The sequence below is a fragment of the Curtobacterium sp. ABR8 genome (assembly GCF_057812125.1).
On the sequence record NZ_CM173818.1, the window covers coordinates 3,127,252 to 3,145,427 of the forward strand.

General features: G+C 69.5%; 17 protein-coding genes. 9 read left to right on the forward strand and 8 right to left on the reverse strand.

What is annotated here, in order from left to right; translation table 11 throughout:
• Positions 1 to 73: 73 nt before the first annotated feature.
• The gene (locus ACXKZB_RS14875; RefSeq protein ID WP_488823649.1) at positions 74 to 1,411 is read right to left on the reverse strand and encodes an alpha-amylase family glycosyl hydrolase; all 1,338 of its coding nucleotides are present in this window, start codon (positions 1,409 to 1,411) and stop codon (positions 74 to 76) included.
• Between the two features lie 81 nt (positions 1,412 to 1,492).
• On the opposite strand from ACXKZB_RS14875, the gene ACXKZB_RS14880 reads away from it, so the two are divergent.
• On the forward strand, positions 1,493 to 1,891 hold the full coding sequence (locus ACXKZB_RS14880; RefSeq protein WP_123314109.1) for a DUF3253 domain-containing protein: 399 nt from the start codon (positions 1,493 to 1,495) through the stop codon (positions 1,889 to 1,891).
• Between the two features lie 37 nt (positions 1,892 to 1,928).
• Complete coding sequence (locus tag ACXKZB_RS14885) at positions 1,929 to 3,029, forward strand: SDR family oxidoreductase (RefSeq protein WP_488823650.1); 1,101 nt, start codon at positions 1,929 to 1,931, stop codon at positions 3,027 to 3,029.
• 22 nt (positions 3,030 to 3,051) lie between these two features.
• On the opposite strand, the gene ACXKZB_RS14890 is transcribed toward ACXKZB_RS14885, so the two are convergent.
• Positions 3,052 to 3,399 carry a DoxX family protein gene (locus ACXKZB_RS14890; protein ID WP_131921523.1) on the reverse strand — a complete coding sequence of 116 codons (348 nt, stop codon included), beginning with the start codon at positions 3,397 to 3,399 and terminating at the stop codon, positions 3,052 to 3,054.
• 92 nt (positions 3,400 to 3,491) lie between these two features.
• Between ACXKZB_RS14890 and ACXKZB_RS14895 the strand changes: the two genes are divergently transcribed.
• Positions 3,492 to 4,148, forward strand: coding sequence for a TetR/AcrR family transcriptional regulator (locus tag ACXKZB_RS14895; RefSeq protein WP_488823651.1), 657 nt, complete (start codon positions 3,492 to 3,494; stop codon positions 4,146 to 4,148).
• Here ACXKZB_RS14895 and ACXKZB_RS14900 read toward each other — a convergent pair.
• Complete coding sequence (locus ACXKZB_RS14900; protein ID WP_488823652.1) at positions 4,136 to 5,209, reverse strand: spore photoproduct lyase family protein; 1,074 nt, start codon at positions 5,207 to 5,209, stop codon at positions 4,136 to 4,138. The two genes, ACXKZB_RS14895 and ACXKZB_RS14900, sit on opposite strands and share 13 nt — an antisense overlap.
• A gap of 45 nt (positions 5,210 to 5,254) precedes the next feature.
• Here ACXKZB_RS14900 and ACXKZB_RS14905 point away from each other — a divergent pair, with 45 nt between their 5' ends.
• Entirely contained in the window at positions 5,255 to 5,554 is a 300-nt protein-coding gene (locus ACXKZB_RS14905; protein WP_488823653.1) for a biopolymer transporter Tol, read from the forward strand.
• Positions 5,551 to 6,015 carry a hypothetical protein gene (locus tag ACXKZB_RS14910; RefSeq protein ID WP_488823654.1) on the forward strand — a complete coding sequence of 155 codons (465 nt, stop codon included), beginning with the start codon at positions 5,551 to 5,553 and terminating at the stop codon, positions 6,013 to 6,015. The genes ACXKZB_RS14905 and ACXKZB_RS14910 overlap by 4 nt, the downstream gene beginning before the upstream one ends.
• Positions 6,016 to 6,096: 81 nt before the next feature.
• On the opposite strand, the gene ACXKZB_RS14915 is transcribed toward ACXKZB_RS14910, so the two are convergent.
• The 4 genes from ACXKZB_RS14915 to ACXKZB_RS14930 all read right to left on the reverse strand — a co-directional run bounded on the left by ACXKZB_RS14915 (position 6,097) and on the right by ACXKZB_RS14930 (position 11,310).
• The gene (locus tag ACXKZB_RS14915; RefSeq protein WP_488823655.1) at positions 6,097 to 7,926 is read right to left on the reverse strand and encodes a glycoside hydrolase family 35 protein; all 1,830 of its coding nucleotides are present in this window, start codon (positions 7,924 to 7,926) and stop codon (positions 6,097 to 6,099) included.
• An 86-nt stretch (positions 7,927 to 8,012) separates the two neighbouring features.
• Complete coding sequence (locus ACXKZB_RS14920; protein WP_340195802.1) at positions 8,013 to 9,347, reverse strand: ABC transporter substrate-binding protein; 1,335 nt, start codon at positions 9,345 to 9,347, stop codon at positions 8,013 to 8,015.
• A gap of 47 nt (positions 9,348 to 9,394) precedes the next feature.
• Positions 9,395 to 10,366, reverse strand: coding sequence for a carbohydrate ABC transporter permease (locus ACXKZB_RS14925; RefSeq protein WP_221180584.1), 972 nt, complete (start codon positions 10,364 to 10,366; stop codon positions 9,395 to 9,397).
• The gene (locus ACXKZB_RS14930) at positions 10,363 to 11,310 is read right to left on the reverse strand and encodes a carbohydrate ABC transporter permease (RefSeq protein ID WP_123314116.1); all 948 of its coding nucleotides are present in this window, start codon (positions 11,308 to 11,310) and stop codon (positions 10,363 to 10,365) included. The genes ACXKZB_RS14925 and ACXKZB_RS14930 overlap by 4 nt, the downstream gene beginning before the upstream one ends.
• A gap of 188 nt (positions 11,311 to 11,498) precedes the next feature.
• Between ACXKZB_RS14930 and ACXKZB_RS14935 the strand changes: the two genes are divergently transcribed.
• On the forward strand, positions 11,499 to 12,530 hold the full coding sequence (locus ACXKZB_RS14935) for a LacI family DNA-binding transcriptional regulator (RefSeq protein ID WP_488823656.1): 1,032 nt from the start codon (positions 11,499 to 11,501) through the stop codon (positions 12,528 to 12,530).
• 424 nt (positions 12,531 to 12,954) lie between these two features.
• On the opposite strand, the gene arfA is transcribed toward ACXKZB_RS14935, so the two are convergent.
• On the reverse strand, positions 12,955 to 14,460 hold the full coding sequence (gene arfA, locus ACXKZB_RS14940) for an arabinosylfuranosidase ArfA (protein WP_488823657.1): 1,506 nt from the start codon (positions 14,458 to 14,460) through the stop codon (positions 12,955 to 12,957).
• A gap of 284 nt (positions 14,461 to 14,744) precedes the next feature.
• Between arfA and ACXKZB_RS14945 the strand changes: the two genes are divergently transcribed.
• The 3 genes from ACXKZB_RS14945 (at position 14,745) to ACXKZB_RS14955 (ending at position 18,063) form a co-directional block, all read left to right on the forward strand.
• Positions 14,745 to 16,100 (forward strand): extracellular solute-binding protein, encoded by a 1,356-nt coding sequence (locus tag ACXKZB_RS14945; RefSeq protein ID WP_123314119.1) that lies wholly within the window; start codon positions 14,745 to 14,747, stop codon positions 16,098 to 16,100.
• A gap of 75 nt (positions 16,101 to 16,175) precedes the next feature.
• Positions 16,176 to 17,147: a carbohydrate ABC transporter permease gene (locus ACXKZB_RS14950; RefSeq protein WP_222658344.1), complete on the forward strand. Its 972-nt coding sequence runs from the start codon at positions 16,176 to 16,178 to the stop codon at positions 17,145 to 17,147.
• Between the two features lies 1 nt (position 17,148).
• Positions 17,149 to 18,063, forward strand: coding sequence for a carbohydrate ABC transporter permease (locus ACXKZB_RS14955; protein WP_123314121.1), 915 nt, complete (start codon positions 17,149 to 17,151; stop codon positions 18,061 to 18,063).
• The last annotated feature ends 113 nt before the right edge of the window (positions 18,064 to 18,176 follow it).

Consider the following 18,176-nt stretch of genomic DNA (forward strand, 5'->3'; position numbering starts at 1 on the left):
TCCGTCCGGGGTCACCCCCGCGAAAGCGACAGAGTGCTGCGGAACATCCGCGCACTTCTGTCGCTTTCGTGCGTCAGCGGGACAGGACCGCCCACCCCCGGGCCGGGAGGCGCAGGGTCCCGTCCCCGAGATCGGCACCGCCCGCCTCCACCTGCGTCGCGTCGGCTGCGGGAACCTCGACGGGGTCGGCCGACAGGTTCAGGGCGGTCACCACGGCCGCGTCCGACGTCGCGGTGCGCAGGACGACCGCGGTGTTCGTCAGGTGGACGACGTCGGTGTGCGCCCGGTGCAGCCACGGGTTCCGGCGGCGCAGGGCGATGAGCGCCTCGTACGCGTGCGTCAGCTCGCCCGGTGCGGGTGGTGTGGGCGGGAACTCCGGCCGGACGGCGTCGTCGCCGCCCTCGCGTTCCTCCTTCACCCCGGTCCAGCCGTACTCGTCACCCGCGTAGACGATCGGCGTGCCGGCGACGGTGAACAGCACCGCGGCCGCGTGTCCGGCGAACGGCTCCCCCACGGCGCTCGCGATGCGGGTCACGTCGTGGTTGCCGATGAAGGTCGTCGGGGCGAACGTCTCGAGCAGGGCGTCGTGCCGCTCGATCGCGTGCGCCAGCTCGTGACCGTTGCCGTCCGCGATGCCGTGCCAGATCCCCTGCCACAACTCGTACTGCGTCAACGAGTCCATCGTCGACTCGCGGGCGATCGCCGCCGCGTCGCCGTGGATCACCTCGCCGCTGAACCACGCGTCCGGGAACCGCTCCCGCACCCGCGGCAACACCCTGGCCCAGAACGCCGGCGGCACGGCGTACGCAGCATCGAGGCGCCAGCCGTCGATCCCCCGCTCCAGCCAGTGCGTCATCACCTCGACGACGAGGTCCTCGGTCGCTGCGCTGTCGTGGTCCAGCGCCACGAGGATGTCGTGCCCCTCGAACAACCCGACGGGTACCGGCTGCCCCGGCGTCCACCCGGACCAGTCGATCGCGAAGAGGTCAGCGGTCGCTGCGTCCGGCCCCTGCTCCTCGAGCGCCCGGAACGCCGGGTGCTCGCGGCCGACGTGGTTGAAGACGCCGTCGAGCAGGACCCGGATCCCCCGCTCGCGCGCGGCGGTGACCAGGTGGTCGAAGTCGGCGTCGTCGCCGAGCCGGGGGTCGATGCGGAAGTGGTCCACCGTGTCGTAGCCGTGCGTCGAGCTCGCGAACACCGGTCCGAGCACCAGGCCGTTCAGGCCGAGGTCCACGACGTGGTCGAGCCAGGGCTCGATGCGGCCGAGGCGGTGCTCGACGGCGCGTTCCTCGACAGCGGACCCGGGTCGGACGTCCGCCCCGACGAACCCGAGCGGGTAGACGTGCCACCACATGACGTGCGGGACCCACGTGGGCTCGGGCGGGCGGATCGGTGCGGTGTCGGTGCTCACCGGTCCGATGCTGCCAGCCGGACCCGCGCCGGGTGCGCTCGTGCTGGGAACGGACAGGAGCAGCAGGACGAAGATGCAGGCATGGGACGCGCGATCAGGACGGAAGCGGACGCTGCGGCGAACGAGGCGGAGCACGCCGAGCGCACGTGCGCGTCGTGCGGTCGGACGATGCCCGCGTCCGCGGCCCCGGAGGCGCGGTACTGCTCCGCAGCGTGCCGGAAGCACGGAGTCGACGCCACCGACCGGGCCCTCGAACAGCGCATCGACGAACTCCTCGCCGCGCGGGCCCGGACCTCGAGCATCTGCCCGTCCGAGGTCGCGCGTTCGCTCGAGCCCGACGACTGGCGGCCGCTCATGGAACCCGCCCGGCGAGCTGCTCGGCGGATGACGGCCCGCGGCGAGGTCGAGATCACCCAGGGCGGCTCCGTCGTCGACCCGTCGACCGCGAAGGGCCCGATCCGTATCCGTCGCCCACGATGAGGGAACACGTGTCGTCCATCGTCGGTTGCATGCAGGGATGACTGCAACCGGATCGACCGAACCGACCTCTGTCCAGCCCCGTGCCCTCGTCGTGGGAGCGAGCGGCATCACGGGCTCCGCCCTGGTGAGCCACCTGCTCGACCTCGACTGGGACGTGACCGCGTTGTCCCGCCGGCCGCTCGCCGTGCAGGGCGTCCGGACCGTCGCCGCGGACCTGCGTGACCCCGAGAGCCTGGCGACCGCACTCGCCGACGAGCAGCCGACCCACGTGTTCTTCACCGCGTGGCAGCGTCAGGAGACCGAAGCCGAGAACATCCGCGTGAACGGCGGCATGGTCCGCGACCTGCTCGCTGCACTCGCGCACGCCCCGCTGGCGCACGTCGCGCTGGTGACCGGGCTGAAGCACTACCTCGGCCCGTTCGAGGCCTACGCCGCGGGCGAGATGCCCGACACCCCGTTCCACGAGGAAGAGCCCCGCCTGGACACCCCGAACTTCTACTACGCGCAGGAGGACGAGCTGTTCGCCGCCGCCGAGCGCCAGGGGTTCACCTGGTCGGTGCACCGCTCGCACACCGTGATCGGGCACGCCGTCGGCAACGCGATGAACATGGGCCTGACGATCGCGGTGCAGGCGACGCTGGCGAAGGAGCTCGGCCTCGACTTCGTGTTCCCGGGCAGCGAGGCGCAGTGGAACGGTCTGACCGACATGACCGAGGCCGGGATCCTCGCCGAGCAGATGGTCTGGGCAGCGACCGCACCCGAGGGTGCCGACGAGGCCTTCAACATCGTGAACGGCGACGTCTTCCGGTGGCGCTGGATGTGGCCGCGGCTCGCGGCGCACCTCGGCGTCGACCCGGCGCGCGTGATCGGCTACCAGGACGAGCCGCGGCCGCTCGAGCAGCAGATGGCACCCTACGAGTCCGAGTGGGCCGGCATCGCCGAGCGACACGGTCTCGCGGAGGCGGACATCACCCGTCTCGCCTCGTGGTGGCACACCGACGCCGACCTCGGTCGCGCGATGGAGGTCGTCACCGACATGGGGAAGAGCCGCGAGGCCGGGTTCACGGCCTTCCGCCGGACCGAACGGGCGTTCGCCGACCTGTTCGCGCGCTACCGGGCCGACCGACTCATCCCCTGAGCCGTCGGCCCCGAACAGCGGGCTACAGCGCGAGCAGGAGCACCACGAGCGTCGCGACCGACAGCACCAGCAGGACGACGGCGCCCTGCAGGTCGCGGTCGTGCGCTCGGAGGTGCGCCACCACGGCACCGACGAAGTAGACCACCGCGCCGACGGCCGCGGCGATGGCGAGCGGCACCCACCAGATGCCGATGACGAGCCCGGCGGCAGCGGCGACCTCGAGCAACCCGAGGACCGTCATCTGCGCGGGGGTGACGTGGACGGCCTGCATCGAGGCGACGATCTTCGGGTTGCGGACGAGTTTCATGACGCCCGAGCCGAGCAGGGCCACGGCGAGGACGAGGGACAGGACGACGGCAGCAATGTGCACGGGGAACTCCAGGTGATGAAACGGATGGTTGTCCCCGTTTCAAACCGGAGACTGCTCCCCGTATTCCCGGCCACGCGATCTAGGCTCGGTGCATGACCCGCCGAGACGTCGCCCGGAACCGTCAGGCGCTCGTCGACGCGGCCCGGTCCGCGTTCACCGACCACGGCCTCCAGGCTGCACTGGAACCGATCGCGGTCGCAGCGGGACTCGGCAACGCGACCCTGTACCGGCACTTCCCGACCCGCGCCGCACTGTGGGAAGCCGTCCTGGTCGAGCCGATGCACGAGGTGCTCGACCTCGTCGAGCACTGCCGCGAGCTGTCCGCCTCGGACCCGTGGGAGGGCTTCGCGACCTTCGTCCGCGAGACGGCGGCGATCGAGGCGCGCCGCACCGGGTTCAGCGAACTCATGACCACCGACTACCGCGACGCTCCGGAACTCCTCCGGCTCCGCATCGCCGTACAGGACGGGATCGACGCCCTCTTCACAGCCGGACAGGCGGCCGCGGTCCTCCGCGCCGACGCCACGCTGGCCGACGTCGCACTCCTGCAGCTGTCGATCGCGGAGACGATCCGCACCTTCGGCCGGGTCGCGCCCGAGGCGTACCGACGCTGGGTGGACCTGGTGCTCGACGGGTTCCGGGCAGCGGACGTCCCGCGCGGCGTGCTGGCCGGACGCCCCCTGCGCGGCGACCAGGTCCGTCGGGCACTGGCGGAGCGCCACCAGCCCGCCGGCCGTCAGAAGGCGTAGCGGATGCGGCAGGACGGCAGGTGCTCGGCGACGAGTTCGCGGAAGCGCTCGACGAGCTGCCCCTTCATGCCGGACCGGTAGCGGACGTTCACTCCGCCGTTCTGCGACACCTTCTGCTCCTGCAGGTCGGGGCGCCACAGCAGGTCCTCGGCCTTCGGGTGCCAGCCGAGGTTGACCTCGTGCAGGGGTTGGTTGTGCGTGAGGAAGATCACTTCCGCCGCGAGCTGCGCCTTGGCGGCTGGGGACAGCACGTCGTCGACCTGCCGCAGCAGTTCGGCCCAGTGGGCTTCCCAGGTCGGGGTGACGATGACCGGCGAGAAGTTCAGGTGGACCTCGTACCCGGCGTCGACGAAGTCGTTCACCGCGGCGATGCGCTCGGCGATCGGGCTCGTTCGGATGTCGGTGACCTTCGCGGTCTCGTGCGGCATGAGCGAGAACCGGATGCGGGTCCGGCCCATCGGGTCCCAGTCGAGCAGGTCGCGGTTGACGTACTTCGTCGCGAACGAGGCCTTGGCCGTCGGGGTCATCCGGAACAGGTCGCACAGGTCGCGGACGTTGTCGCTGAGCATCGCGTCGACCGAGCAGTCGCTGTTCTCGCCGATGTCGTAGACCCAGGCCTCCGGGTCGCACTGGTTCGGTTCGGTCTTCGGTCCCTGCTTCGCGATGTTCCGTGCGACGTGCTTCGTGATCTGGTCGATGTTCGCGAACACCGTCACCGGGTTGCTGTAGCCCTTGCGCCGCGGCACGTAGCAGTACGCGCACGCCATCGCGCAGCCGTTCGCCGTCGAGGGCGCGATGAAGTCGGCGGAGCGACCGTTCGGCCGGGTGACCAGCGACTTCTTCACGCCGAGCACGAGGGCCTCGGTCTTGATCCGCACCCAGCGCTGGACGTTCCGTTCGTCGCCGTGCACCTCGGGGATGTTCCAATGCGACTCGACTGGGACGATCTCGGCGTCCGGCCACTGCCCGAGGATCTCCTGCCCACGCTGCAGTTCGAGCGCGGCCGGCTCGGCGTAGATGCGTCGGACGTCGAGCATCGGGCGGACGCGGTCGTTGCTCATCGGCTCCTGTCTACCCGACACCACTGACGGTGCAAGACTCGGGGCATGACCGCCGAAGCCGACGACCGTTACTTCTTGGTGAACGGCCGACGCTGGCGCCGCACCGACCCGGCCCTGCCCGAGGAACTCGCGGCCGCGCTCCGTTCCCACCTGGGGCGCGGGCGCAACGCGGTGAAGACCGCGAAGCGCGCGGGCGACGACGCTGCGCTGGCCGCGGCACGGCACCGGAACGGGCTCGCGAAGCACGGTCTGGGTGAACGCGGCCCGGAGTGGTGGACCCGTCCCGAGGCCGATCGGATCGCCGACGCCGAGCAGGCCCTGGCCGACCTGGACGCTCTGCCGTGACGACGATCCGTCCGCCGCGCCTGGAGCGCATCCTGAACCTCATCGTGTTCGGCCCGGTGATGATCGGGACAGGAGTCGTACTTGCGAGCGTGGCTTTCGTGCCCGGAGCATCGGCGCGGGTGTTCGTCTTCGTCCTCGGTGTCGCCTTCATCGCCGGCGGGACCTGGGCCACGGCCAGGCTCCGACGCGTCGCCGTCCACCTGTCCGACAAAACCCTCCGGTACTCCGGCTTCCTGTCGTCGTGGACCGCACCGCGTGCGGGCGTCACTGCGGTGCTCGACGACGCGTACGTCGAGTGGCGCGACGATCGCGGGGTCGACCACCGACGGCAGATCTGGCTGCTGACCCGAGCATGGGAGGACGACGGCACGAGGTTCGCCCCGCTCTGGCGCTGGCGACGCGAGGCGCTCCTCGAGGTGCAGGCGTGGGCAGCGACTCACGGAGTCCGAAACGTCCCATGACGCCCGCGGTGGAAACCAGAATCGGGCGTCCCTGGTCGGAAGTTCCGACCAGGGACGCCCAATTCGACCAGGGACGCGCGGCTACGCCTCGGTGTGCCCCAGGTCGGGCTGCACGAGCAGGTGCGCCGTCCGGGACGCCGACGCGTGCAACTCGAACACGACGAGCTCGTTGCGACCGTGGCGGAGCACCGGCCCCGGGATCGCCAGGGTCTGCTGCGGGCCGCGCGACCAGTACCGGCCGAGGCAGAACCCGTTGACCCAGGCGACACCCTTGCGGAAGCCGTCGAGCAACAGGTAGCGGTCGTCCACCGCGTCGAGGTCGAACGACCCCGTGGCGAACGTCGGTCCGGCGAGCACCTCGCCGTCGACCGGTTCCACGGCGGACAGCGCATCGAGGGCGGACGGTGCGATCGGGTCGAGCGCCAACGGCGACGCGGTCCAGCGCGAGAGCGGGACCCCGTCGACGGCGACCCCACCGATCAGGCCCTTCGGCTCACCGATCCGGATGCCGTAGTCGACCCGCCCCTGGTCCTCGACGAGCAGTTCGAGCGTCCCGGTCACCGGCGGCAGGGCGATCGCACGGTCGTGGTGCTCGCGCTCCAGGACGCCCACGACCACACCGTCGACGGACACGATCCCGCGGTCGCGGACCTCGGTGCCGACGGTCAGCACGCCGCCGGACGGCAGGTCCACCTCGGCCCGGTACAGGACGAAGCCGCTGGCCGCACCGAGGGCGTCGAACGTCGGCGGCTCGTCGTGCGCCGACCACGTCGTGAGCGTGGGCAGCAGGGAGCGGAGCGACGCGACGCGGTCCAGGCGGACGGCGAGGTCCGTGGCGGGGACGCCCCGGGCCTCCCGGTCGGCTCCGTCCGCAGCATCGGACGCGAGCCGACCCGATCCACCCGGCTCCATCGATGCCGGCAGCGGCGGCACGGGCGCGTAGCGCTCGATGACCGCGCGGAAGGCGTGGAACTTCGGGGTCGGCCGACCGGCCTCGTCGAGCGGGGCGTCGTAGTCGTAGGACGTCGCGATCGGACGGTAGACGCCCTTGTCGTTCGCGCCGTTCGTGAAGCCGAAGTTCGTGCCGCCGTGGAACATGTAGATGTTGACCGAGCCGCCGGCGGCGAGCAGGTCGTCCAGGTCCGTTGCCGAGGCGGCCGCCGGCGTGGTGTGGTGGTGCTCGCCCCAGCTGTCGAACCAGCCGTCCCAGAACTCGGAGCACATCAGGGGGCCGGTGGGCTGGGCCTGCCGCAGGCGCTCGAGGCGGGCGACGGACCGCGAGCCGAACGAGCCGGTCTTGTGCAGCGACGGCAGCGAGCCGTCCTCGAGCATCGTGCCCATCGGCTGGTCGACGCTCGTGAAGGGGACGGTGAGCCCGATCGCCCGGTGCATCTGCTCGAGCTTCGACAGGTAGACGGGGTCGGAACCGTAGGCGCCGTACTCGTTCTCGACCTGCACCAGGACGATGGGTCCGCCGTTGTCGATCTGCCGCGGGACCAGCACCGGCGCCAACGCGTGCAGGTACGAGGAAACGGCGGCGAGGAACCCCGGCTCGTCGCGTCGGACGCCGACGGTGCCGTCGGCGAAGAGCCAGTACGGCAGCCCGCCGTTGGTCCACTCCGCGCAGATGTAGGGGCCGGGACGGACGATGGCGTGCATGCCCTCGGCGGCGACCAGGTCGAGGAACCGGCCCAGGTCGAGCCCGCCGGTCAGGTCGAAGACGTCGGGCGACGGGGCGTGCGCGTTCCAGGCGACGTAGGTCTCGATGGTGTTGAGCCCCATCAGCTTCGCCTTGCGGATGCGGTCGGCCCACAGGTCGGGGTGCACGCGGAAGTAGTGGATCGCGCCGGACAGGACCCGGTGCGGCTCGCCGTCGAGCAGGAAGTCGGTGTCGCCGATGGCGAATCGCATGGTGTGACTTTCTCATGGCCGGCCGGAGCCGGGCGTGGAGCGGGGCCGTGCGGACGTGTCCGCACGGCCCCGCCGAGGGTGCGGTGCTACTTGGTCGAGACCGTGAAGCCCTGGTCCTTGCCGTACTTGGCGAGGGCCTTCTGCCAGGCCTCGAGGCCGGCGTCGAGCGAGGTGCCGTTCTCGTACGCCTGACCGACGGTGTCGGCGTAGACGCTGTTCGCGTACACCTGGTACGGCAGGTAGGTGAAGTCGTTGTCCGAGGACTTCGACGCGTCGACGAGCACCTTGTTGATCTGCTGGCCGCCGAAGTACTCCGGCTTCTCGTCGAGGAAGGCCGACGAGTCGAGGTCGGCGGTGGTCGAGGGGAACCCACCGGACTTCATGAAGACGTCGGTCGACGCCTTCGACGAGTTCAGCCACTTCAGGAAGCCCGCGGCGAGGGCCGGGTTCTTCGACTGCTTCATGACGACCTCGGCGCTGCCGCCGTTGTTCGCGGTCTGGGCGGTGCCGCCGTCGTAGGTCGGCATCGGGGCGACGCGCCAGTCACCCGAGGCCTGGGCGACGCCGGACTCCAGGTTGCCGGGCATCCACGCACCGGTGATCATCGTGGCGATCTCACCGTTGCCGAGCTGCTTGTACCAGTCGTCGGTCCAGCCGACGGTCTTCGACAGCAGGCCCTGCTCGACGAGCTCGTTCCAGGTGCTCGTCCACTTCTTGGTGCCCGCGTCCTGCAGGTTGATCGTGACCTTGTCGCCGTCGGTGGTGAACGGCGTGCCACCGGCCTGGGCGATCATGCTCGTGGTGAAGCCGGCGTCGCCGGAGTCCGCCGCGATGTACGCGTTCGGGTCGGCCTTGTGCAGCTTCTTCGCGGCGGTGACGTACTCGTCCCACGTCTTCGGCACGGCGATGTCGTGCTTGTCGAAGACCGTCTTGTTGTAGAACAGCGCCATGGGGCCGGAGTCCTGCGGCAGGCCGTAGACCTTGCCGTCGATCGAGACCGAGCTCCAGGTGCTCTTCGCGAACTTGTCCTCGAGCGAGTCGAAGCCGTAGCCGGACAGGTCGAGGAGCGAGTCGGACAGGGCGAACTGCGGCAGCGCGAAGTACTCGACCTGGGCGACGTCGGGGGCGCCGGAGCCGGCCTTCACGGTGTTCTGCAGCTTGGTGTACTGGTCGGCGCCGGTGCCGGCGTTGACGAGCTTGACCTTCACCTTGGGGTACTGCTTCTCGAACGCGGCGACCTGGGCCTTGGCGGAGGGGGTCCAGGACCAGTAGGTCAGGGTGCCACCGTCCTTCAGGGCCTTGTCGATGTCGTCGGACGAACCGCCGGAGGACGAGCCGCCGGACGCGCAGGCAGCGAGGGCGATCGCGGCGGTGACGCCGATGGCGAGGGCGCTGAGCCCGCGCCGGAGACGCTTGTTCATGGGGGTGCCTTTCACTTCTTCGTGGAGAGGGGGTGGAGCTTGCTGTGTCAGGCCTTGACCGACCCGGCGGCGAGGCCGGACTGCCAGAAGCGCTGGAGGAAGAGGAACGCGACCACGATCGGGATGATCGTGAGGAGCGATCCCGTGACGACGAGGTTGTAGATCGGCTGCGCGCCGGACCCGGTGGCCTGGGCGTTCCACTGGTTCAGGCCGACCGTCAGGGGGTACCACTTCGGGTCGCTCAGCATGATGAGCGGCAGGAAGTAGTTGTTCCAGGTGGCGACGACCGCGAAGAGCAGGACGGTGACGACACCGGGAGCGAGCAGGCGGAGCGCGATCGTGAAGAAGATCCGGAACTCACCGGCGCCGTCCATGCGGGCGGCTTCGAGGAGCTCGGCGGGGATCGCGTCGACCGCGTAGGTCCAGATCAGGTACATGCCGAACGGGCTGATGAGCGACGGCAGGATGATCGACCACGGGGTGTTGGTCAGGCCGACCTGCGAGAAGAGCAGGAAGGTCGGGACCGCCAGCGCCGTGCCGGGGACCGCGATGGCACCGAGCACGATGGCGAACACCGCGCGGCGTCCGGGGAACTGGAACTTCGCCATGCCGTAGCCGGCGACGGTCGCGAGCAGCGTGGCGCCACCGGCACCGACGACCACGTAGAGCAGCGTGTTGCCGAACCACTGCAGGAAGATGCCGTCGTTGTAGGTGACGGTGTCGACGATGTTCTGCCAGAGGTTGAAGTCCCCGCCGAACCAGAGGCCGAAGGTCGACAGCAGCGACGCCTGCGTCTTCGTGCTGTTCACGAGCAGGTAGAACAGCGGCGCGAACGAGTACACGACGAAGACGACCATGACCGCGGTCAGCAGGCCGGAACGCTTCGGCTTGCGTCCGTCGACGTGCTCCTCGGCCTTCCTGGAGGCACGGATCGAGCGGGTGCGTGGCGCACGTTGCGTCGTGGTCGCCTCGGTCACCGTGGCCGCTGCGGGCCCGGCGGGGTGCTGGATGGTGCTCATCGGTTCTCCTCGCGGGTGCCGCGGACCTGGACGACGTAGGCGATCACCGCGGTGATCACGCCCATCACGATCGCGACCGTGGCGGAGTAGTTGAACTGCTGACCGCTGAAGGACAGCGAGTAGGCGTACATGTTCGGGGTGAAGGCGCTGCCGATGACGTTCGGTGCGAGCGTCTTGAGCAGGTTCGGCTCGTTGAAGAGCTGGAAGCTGCCGATGATGGAGAAGATCGTGGCGATGACCATCGGGCCGCGGAGCGCCGGGAGCTTGATCGAGAACACCGTGCGCAGGGGGCCGGCGCCGTCGAGCTCGGCGGCCTCGTACAGCTCACCGGGCACCGTGCGGAGTGCGGCGTAGAAGATCAGCATGTTGTAGCCGAGGAACTCCCACGTGACCACGTTGCCGATGCTCGTCAGCACCCAGGTGGGGCTGAAGGGCTGCAGCAGGTCGATGCCGAGGGCATCGTTCGCGGCGCCGGTGAGACCGAACTGGTTGCCGTAGATGAAGCCCCAGATCAGGGCCGCGACGACACCGGGGACGGCGTAGGGCAGGAAGACCGCGATGCGGAAGAACGACGTGCCCCAGAGTCGGGCGCTGTCGAGCGCGAGGGCGGCGACGAGTGCGAGCCCGAGCATGATCGGCACCTGGACGACCAGGAAGATCGCGACGCGGCCGAAGCCGGACCAGAACTTGGCGTCCTGGAAGAGCTGCACGTAGTTGGCGAACCAGACGAACTGGTTGCCGCCGATGAGCTGGTCGCGGAACAGGCTGAGCCAGAGGGCGTAGCCGATCGGGACGATGAGCATGGCGACGAGGACGACCACGAAGGGGCCGACGAAGAGCCAGCCGGTCCAGCGTCCGCGCGCCTTGGTCCGACGACCGGCCGGGCGGGGTGCTGCCGGCTGCGCTGCGGCTGCTTCGCCGGGCCGCGCTGCGAGCGTGCTCATGTGACTCCTTCGTCTGCTGCGTTCGGGTGGTCGATGTCGACGCCGCAGCCCCGGACGGATCAGGGGTCCGGGGTGAACACCGATGTTGACGTCAACATCGAACGTCAGGACGATAGCATGGCAACGTCAACATGCACTACCGTCCGGGGAGGCAGACTGCGCGAACCCGCAACGGAAGGAGCGAGCCGATGACGACCGAGTCCCCCGCCGGCACCCGCCGCTCGCCCTCGATGGCCGCCGTCGCGGACGCAGCCGGGGTCTCCATGCAGACGGTCTCGCGTGTCGCCCGAGGGTTCGACAACGTCAGTCCGGACACTCGCGACCGGGTCCAGCGCGCGATGGACGCCCTCGGCTACCGCCCGAACCGCGCAGCCCGTGCCCTGCGATCAGGGCGCTTCCGCACCATCGGCGTGATCATGTTCACGCTCGCGTCCTTCGGCAACATGCGCACGCTCGAGGCGATCGCCGACGCCGCCGGTGCCGCCGACTTCACGATCACACTGCTGCCGATGGCCTCGCGCACCGAGGAAGGCGTCCGCTCCGCGTTCTCCCGCCTGCACGAGCAGGCCGTCGACGGCGTCGTGATCATCATCGAGTCGCACATCATCGACACGGCCGAGGTCGTCCTGCCCGACGGCGTGCCGATGGTCATCGTCGACTCCACCGGCAGCACGGAGCACCCGGCGATCGACACCGACCAGACCGACGGTGCCCGCCAGGCGACACAGCACCTGCTCGACCTGGGCCACGAGACCGTCTGGCACGTCGCCGGACCGACCTCGTCGTACTCCGCCGCACGCCGGTTGGCCGCGTGGCAGGACACCCTGTCGCGCGCCGGACGGGTCGTCCCGCCGGTCTTCCACGGCGGCTGGACGACCGAGCACGGCTACTCGGCGGGGCTCGAGATCGCCGCACGCCCGGACATCACCGCAGTGTTCGCCGCGAACGACCAGACCGCCCTCGGGGTGCTCCGCGCCGCACACGAGTCCGGGCGGTCCGTGCCGTCGTCGCTCAGCGTGGTGGGGTTCGACGACTTCCCCGAGTCCGACTCCTTCTGGCCGCCGCTCACCACCGTGCACCAGTCGTTCGACGAGGTCGGGCGCCGAGCGGTCGCGAACCTGCTCGCCCAGATCGACGGCGCGTCCGTGTCCTCCGCCCCCGACCTGGTGCCCGTGCGCCTGGTGGAGCGGTCGAGCACCGCACCCCCGCCCGCGCGCTGACGGTTCGCGGCCCTGGTTCGCGAAAGCGACACTGTGCCGCCGACCTTCCGCGGAGAACTGTCGCTCTCGCGGACAGGACGGCGCCGCCGGCCGCACATCTGTCGCCTTCGCGACCAACAGGCGGACGGGAGGCACGGTGCGGGCCCGCCACGGGCCTCCCGTCCGCCGCTCGGGGCGCACCCGCGAAAGCGACACTGTGCCGCCGACCATTCGCGGAGAACTGTCGCTTTCGCGGTCCGGACGCCGCACCATGCCGGGAGACTGTCGCTTCCGCGGACCGGCCCGGACCGACACGCGACACGCGACATGCGACCTGCCCCGCGCACCCGCGCACCCGCGCGAGAACGAGCAGAGGACGTCGGGCGCGAGCGCCCGACGTCCTCTGTGCTCACTCGACGCCCGCCGCAGCGCACGCCGAGGCGTCTCAGCCGATCGACACGGCGGTCCAGGACACGGGCGGCAGCTCGATCGTGATGGTGTCGCCGTCGCGGCTGACCGTCTCGTTCGTGCGGAGCCCGACGCGCTCGGTGGACGACAGGTCGTTCACGGCGTGGATGTCGTCGTCCCAGATGCCCTCGGCACGGACGTCACCCGAGGCCGCCAGGCCCGCGAGGTCGATCGTGACGGTGGTCGACTCGGACGGGTGGCGGTTGACCAGGAAGACCGCTGCCGTGCCGTCCTCGGTCACGGTGGCGGCCGAGTCCACGACCGGCACCTCGCCGTACGTGCCGCCGTCGACGGTGTCGCCCGAGGCCTTGACCTGCAGCGACGTGCCGTTCGCCAGGCGCGACGTCAGCGCGAACGGGAAGAACGTCGTCTGGCGCCAGGCCGGCCCGCCGGGCTCGGTCATGATCGGGCCGATCACGTTGACGAGCTGCGCGAGCGACGCCGAGGCGACGCGGTCGGCGTGCCGGAGCAACGAGATGAGCAGCCCACCCACGACGACGGCGTCGGCGACGGTGTACACGTCCTCGAGCAGGCGTGGGGCAACCGGCCAGTCCTGCGGCCCGAAGGTCTTCTGCTGCTCGTTCCACTTCGTGATCGACCAGACGTTCCACTCGTCGAACGAGATGTCGATGCGCTTGTCGGACTTCTTCTGCGCCTGCACGTGGTCGGCGGCGGTGGTGACCGTCTTGATGAAGTGGTCCATGTTCACGCCAGCGGCGAGGAACGACGCCAGGTCGTCGCCCTCTTCGTAGTAGGCGTGCGCCGAGATGTAGTCCACGTCGTCGTAGGTGTGCTCGAGGACGGTGCGCTCCCACTCGCCGAACGTCGGCATCGACGCTCCGGAGGAACCGCAGGCGACCAGCTCGAGGTCGGGCTGGATCTGCCGCATGGCCTTGGCGGTCATGGCGGCGAGCTTGCCGTAGTCCTCGGCGTTCTTGTGGCCGAGCTGCCACGGGCCGTCCATCTCGTTGCCGAGGCACCACATCTTGATGGCGAAGGGCTCCTGACGGCCGTTCGACTTGCGGTACTCGGACAGTGCGGTGCCGGCGTTGATGTTCGCGTACTCGAGGAGTTCGATCGCCTCGGCGGTGCCGCGCGTGCCGAGGTTGACGGCGAGCATGAGTTCGGAGCCGACCTGGTCGAGCCAGTGCTGGAACTCGTGCAGGCCGACCTCGTTCGTCTCGGTCGAGTGCCAGGCCAGGTCGAGGCGCTTCGGGCGCTGCTCGACGGGTCCGACGCCGTCCTCCCACTTGTAGCCCGAGACGAAGTTGCCGCCGGGGTAGCGGATGGCGGAGACGCCGAGTTCCTTGACGAGCTCGACGACGTCCTTGCGGAAGCCGTGCTCGTCGGCGGTCTCGTGCGCGGGCTCGTGGATGCCGTCGTAGACGTGGCGGCCGAGGTGCTCGACGAACCCGCCGAACAGGCGACGTCGCACCGGCCCCACGGTGAACGCGGCGTCGAGGACGAGGTGTGTGCGGGGCATGGATCTCCTTCGATCGTGCGAGAGCGGGTACTGCGGGTCATGCGGTGGGCGGGCACGGTCCGGCGCTCGGGAAGCGAAGCGGACCGTCACGAAAGTGAGCGCTCACCTGACCGAAACGCTACCGGGTTCCACGCCGACGCGAAAGGGGTGGCGGACAGCGAAGGCGAGGGCTAATGTGAGCGCTCACGGAACAGCGACCCACTGTTCCGTGTCCGGAACAGCGATGCTCCGGCGGGAGCACCGACCCTGTTCCCGAGCCCGGCCCATCCCGATGGAGTGATGCCATGCCGAACCGCCCAGCAACACCCGCGTCGCGCCTCTCGCGCCGCGGCTTCCTCGCCGCAGGAGCGGCGGCCGCGACGGTCCTGCCGCTCGCCGCGTGCTCGAGCCCGATCGCAGCCGGCCTGGCCGGCAGTGCGCTCAACCCCGAGACGCTCGTCTTCTGGAACCTCTTCGGCGGAGGTGACGGCCTCCGCATGCAGGCGATGGAGGACGGCTACGCGAAGCAGCACGGCGGATCGAGCTCGCTGCAGGCCACCACGTTCGCGTGGGGCAACCCGTACTACTCGAAGCTGACACTGGCCACCGTCGGGAACAAGCCGCCGGACGTCGCGGTCGCCCACCTGACCCGGGCGAAGCCGCTGTGGGACGGCGACCTGCTCGACCCGATCACGTCCGAGGACCTGGCGAGCGTCGGCCTCAGCGCGGCCGACTTCAACCAGAAGGCGTGGACGGCACAGAAGACCGACGGCAACAACATCGCCATCCCGCTCGACACGCACCCCTTCGTGCTCTTCTACAACGTCGACGTGTGCAAGAAGGCGGGCCTGCTGGACGCCGACGGCAACCTCAAGGACCTGTCCGGCATGGACACGTTCGAGAGCGCCCTCGCCGCGGTCGCGAAGGTCACCGGCGGCACGGCCCTCAACGTCGCCAACGTCGTGCCGGAGACCGCCACCCCGTGGCGCTTCTTCTGGACGATGTACAACCAGATCAACGACGCGACCCCCTTCATCAGCGACGGCGGCGCGAAGCTCACGGTCAACGAGGACGCCTACAACGAGGTCACCAGCCGCACCCAGAAGTGGGTCAAGCAGGGCTGGATGAACAAGGCGCTCGACTACGCCACGGCGCAGTCCCTGATGTTCGACGGCAAGGCCGGCTTCTTCATGCAGGGCGAGTGGGAGATCAGCACCGCGCAGTCCATCAAGGGACTGAAGTTCGGCATGGCCCCGATCCCGCAGCTGTACGACAAGCCCGCGACGCAGGCGGACTCGCACACGTTCGTGCTGCCGAAGAAGGACCGCACCCCGGAGCAGCGCAAGCAGCACATGCTCTTCATCAAGCAGATGCTCGAGCAGAGCCTGACCTGGGCCGAGGGCGGGCACGTGCCCGCCTACATCCCGACGTTCGACAGCAGCGCCTACAAGGAGCTCAAGCCCCAGTCCAACTACGCCGCCGCCGCCGAGACCGCCGTGTTCGACGACCCCGCCTGGTACGGCGGCTCCGGCTCGACCTTCGAGGGCACCGTCGGCGCCCAGCTGGCACTCGTGCAGCAGGGCAGCTCGTCGCCCGCGCAGGCGCTCCGTGCCATCAAGTCGCAGCTCGCGACCTACCTGAACACCCCGAGCCCACTGTGACCGGGCCCGCGACCACCGGGCGTGCACCTGCCCGGCACGTGAACGCCGTGAACACCGCGCGAAAGGCACGATGACGTGACCACAGCACCTGTCCTCGACCGGCCCACGGACGCCGCGACCGCGTCGCGTCCGCGCCGGAGCCGCACCTACGGCACCAGCCTGACCCGTGGCCAGGGCCGCAGCGGCTGGCTCTTCCTCGCCCCGTTCGGCCTGTTCTACGTGGCCTTCCTGCTCGGCCCGACGGTCTGGATGATCGTCTCGAGCTTCTTCAACACCTCGACCGTGCGCACCGGCCTCGGCAGCTTCGCCGGGTTCGCGAACTACGCGGAGATGCTCGGACGCTCCGACTTCTGGTCGTCGCTCTGGCACACCCTGCAGTTCACGCTCTACACGACGCCGCCGCTCGTCATCCTGGCGTTCGTCTTCGCCGTCCTGACGAACCGGATGAACCGCGGCCAGTGGTTCTTCCGACTGGCGTTCTTCCTGCCGTTCATCCTGCCGTCGGCGACGATCTCGCTGATCTGGGTGTTCATCTTCACGCCGGCGACCGGCCTGTGGGCCAGCATGCAGTCGGCCATCGGCCTCACCCCGGGCTCCGGCATGCTGTCCAGCCCGAACACGGCGATGATCGGTGTCGCGATCGCCACCGTCTGGTGGACCCTCGGCTTCAACTTCGTGCTCTACCTGGCCGGCCTGCAGGAGATCCCGCGCGAACTGTACGAAGCGGCCGCCGTCGACGGTGCGTCGAACTGGCAGCAGATCAAGTCGATCACGTTGCCGCTGCTCGGCCGCACCACGACGCTGGTCATCCTGCTGCAGATCATCGCGAGCCTGAAGATCTTCGACCAGGTGTACCTGATGACGAACGGCGGACCGGGCATCTCCACCCAGGTCTCGCTGCAGCTCATCACGGGCGTCGGCTTCACCGACAACCGACTCGGCGCCGCCTCGGCAGCGTCGGTGCTCCTGTTCATCGTGATCGTCGCGATCGCGGTCATCCGGCAGCTCGTCGAGCGCGCTGCCGCCAAGCGAGAGATCGGGGCCTGACATGACCGCCACCGAGAGCATCACCACCGGCCGCGCCAAGCTCCGCACCGGTGTCTCGGCCGCCGCGCCCGCGAACGCCGCCAAGATCGGCGTCTCCGGCAAGGGCTTCAACCTGGTCGCCGGCATCATCCTGATCGTCTTCGCGATCATCTGGCTCATCCCCAGCCTGTTCGCCCTGAAGACGTCACTGTCCGACAACGGCGTCGCCGCCCTCGGCGCGAACTCGATCCTGTCGAACTGGAACCCGACGCTGCACTCCTACGCGGCACTGTTCCAGGCCGGCGACATCTGGAACTGGTACCTCGCCAGCGCCATCACGAGCGTCGTGACGGCCGTCCTGACCGTCATGTTCGCCTCGATGGCGGCGTTCGCGTTGTCCCGCCTGGTGTTCCGCGGTCGGAACATCGCGTTCCTGCTCATCATCCTCGGGATCATGATCCCGACGCAGGTCCTGATCATCCCGATCTTCCAGGAGCTCAACGCCGTCGGCCTGCTGAACACCTACTGGTCGGTCATCTTCCCGCAGGTGCCGGCCGTGATCGCGGTGTTCATCTTCAAGCAGTTCTTCGACGGGATCCCGAAGGAGCTGGAGGAGGCGGCACGCATCGACGGCGCCAACATCTGGAAGATCTACTGGTCGGTCATCCTGCCGCTGTCGCGTCCGGTGATCGCCGCGGTGACGATCCTGACGTTCGTCGGTGTCTGGAACAACCTGCTGCTACCGCTGTTCGTGCTGTCGAACCCGGACCTCATGACGATCCCGGTCGGGCTCGCCACGGTCCAGGGCAGCTTCGGTCAGCGCTACGCGGACATCCAGGCCGGAGCGATCCTGGCGGCGTTGCCGCTGATCATCCTCTACCTGATCTTCCAGCGGCAGATCGTGGAGGGCGTGACGGGTTCCGGCCTCAAGGGCTGACGCCACCCCACGACGGACGGGAGGCCCGGTGCCAGCTGGCACCGGGCCTCCCGTTCGTCGGTCGGTCGCGTCTCGGGCGTACCAGGCATCGCAGGTGCCAGGGGAAGGAACGG

What these genes read in the sequence shown, in the direction of transcription:
- ACXKZB_RS14880 (WP_123314109.1), top strand. Translation starts at nt 1,493, where the DNA reads ATGGGACGCGCGATCAGGACGGAAGCGGACGCTGCGGCGAACGAGGCG.
- ACXKZB_RS14885 (WP_488823650.1), top strand. Translation starts at nt 1,929, where the DNA reads ATGACTGCAACCGGATCGACCGAACCGACCTCTGTCCAGCCCCGTGCC.
- ACXKZB_RS14895 (WP_488823651.1), top strand. Translation starts at nt 3,492, where the DNA reads ATGACCCGCCGAGACGTCGCCCGGAACCGTCAGGCGCTCGTCGACGCG.
- ACXKZB_RS14900 (WP_488823652.1), bottom strand. Translation starts at nt 5,209, where the DNA reads ATGAGCAACGACCGCGTCCGCCCGATGCTCGACGTCCGACGCATCTAC.
- ACXKZB_RS14905 (WP_488823653.1), top strand. Translation starts at nt 5,255, where the DNA reads ATGACCGCCGAAGCCGACGACCGTTACTTCTTGGTGAACGGCCGACGC.
- ACXKZB_RS14915 (WP_488823655.1), bottom strand. Translation starts at nt 7,926, where the DNA reads ATGCGATTCGCCATCGGCGACACCGACTTCCTGCTCGACGGCGAGCCG.
- ACXKZB_RS14920 (WP_340195802.1), bottom strand. Translation starts at nt 9,347, where the DNA reads ATGAACAAGCGTCTCCGGCGCGGGCTCAGCGCCCTCGCCATCGGCGTC.
- ACXKZB_RS14925 (WP_221180584.1), bottom strand. Translation starts at nt 10,366, where the DNA reads ATGAGCACCATCCAGCACCCCGCCGGGCCCGCAGCGGCCACGGTGACC.
- ACXKZB_RS14930 (WP_123314116.1), bottom strand. Translation starts at nt 11,310, where the DNA reads ATGAGCACGCTCGCAGCGCGGCCCGGCGAAGCAGCCGCAGCGCAGCCG.
- ACXKZB_RS14935 (WP_488823656.1), top strand. Translation starts at nt 11,499, where the DNA reads ATGACGACCGAGTCCCCCGCCGGCACCCGCCGCTCGCCCTCGATGGCC.
- arfA (WP_488823657.1), bottom strand. Translation starts at nt 14,460, where the DNA reads ATGCCCCGCACACACCTCGTCCTCGACGCCGCGTTCACCGTGGGGCCG.
- ACXKZB_RS14945 (WP_123314119.1), top strand. Translation starts at nt 14,745, where the DNA reads ATGCCGAACCGCCCAGCAACACCCGCGTCGCGCCTCTCGCGCCGCGGC.
- ACXKZB_RS14955 (WP_123314121.1), top strand. Translation starts at nt 17,149, where the DNA reads ATGACCGCCACCGAGAGCATCACCACCGGCCGCGCCAAGCTCCGCACC.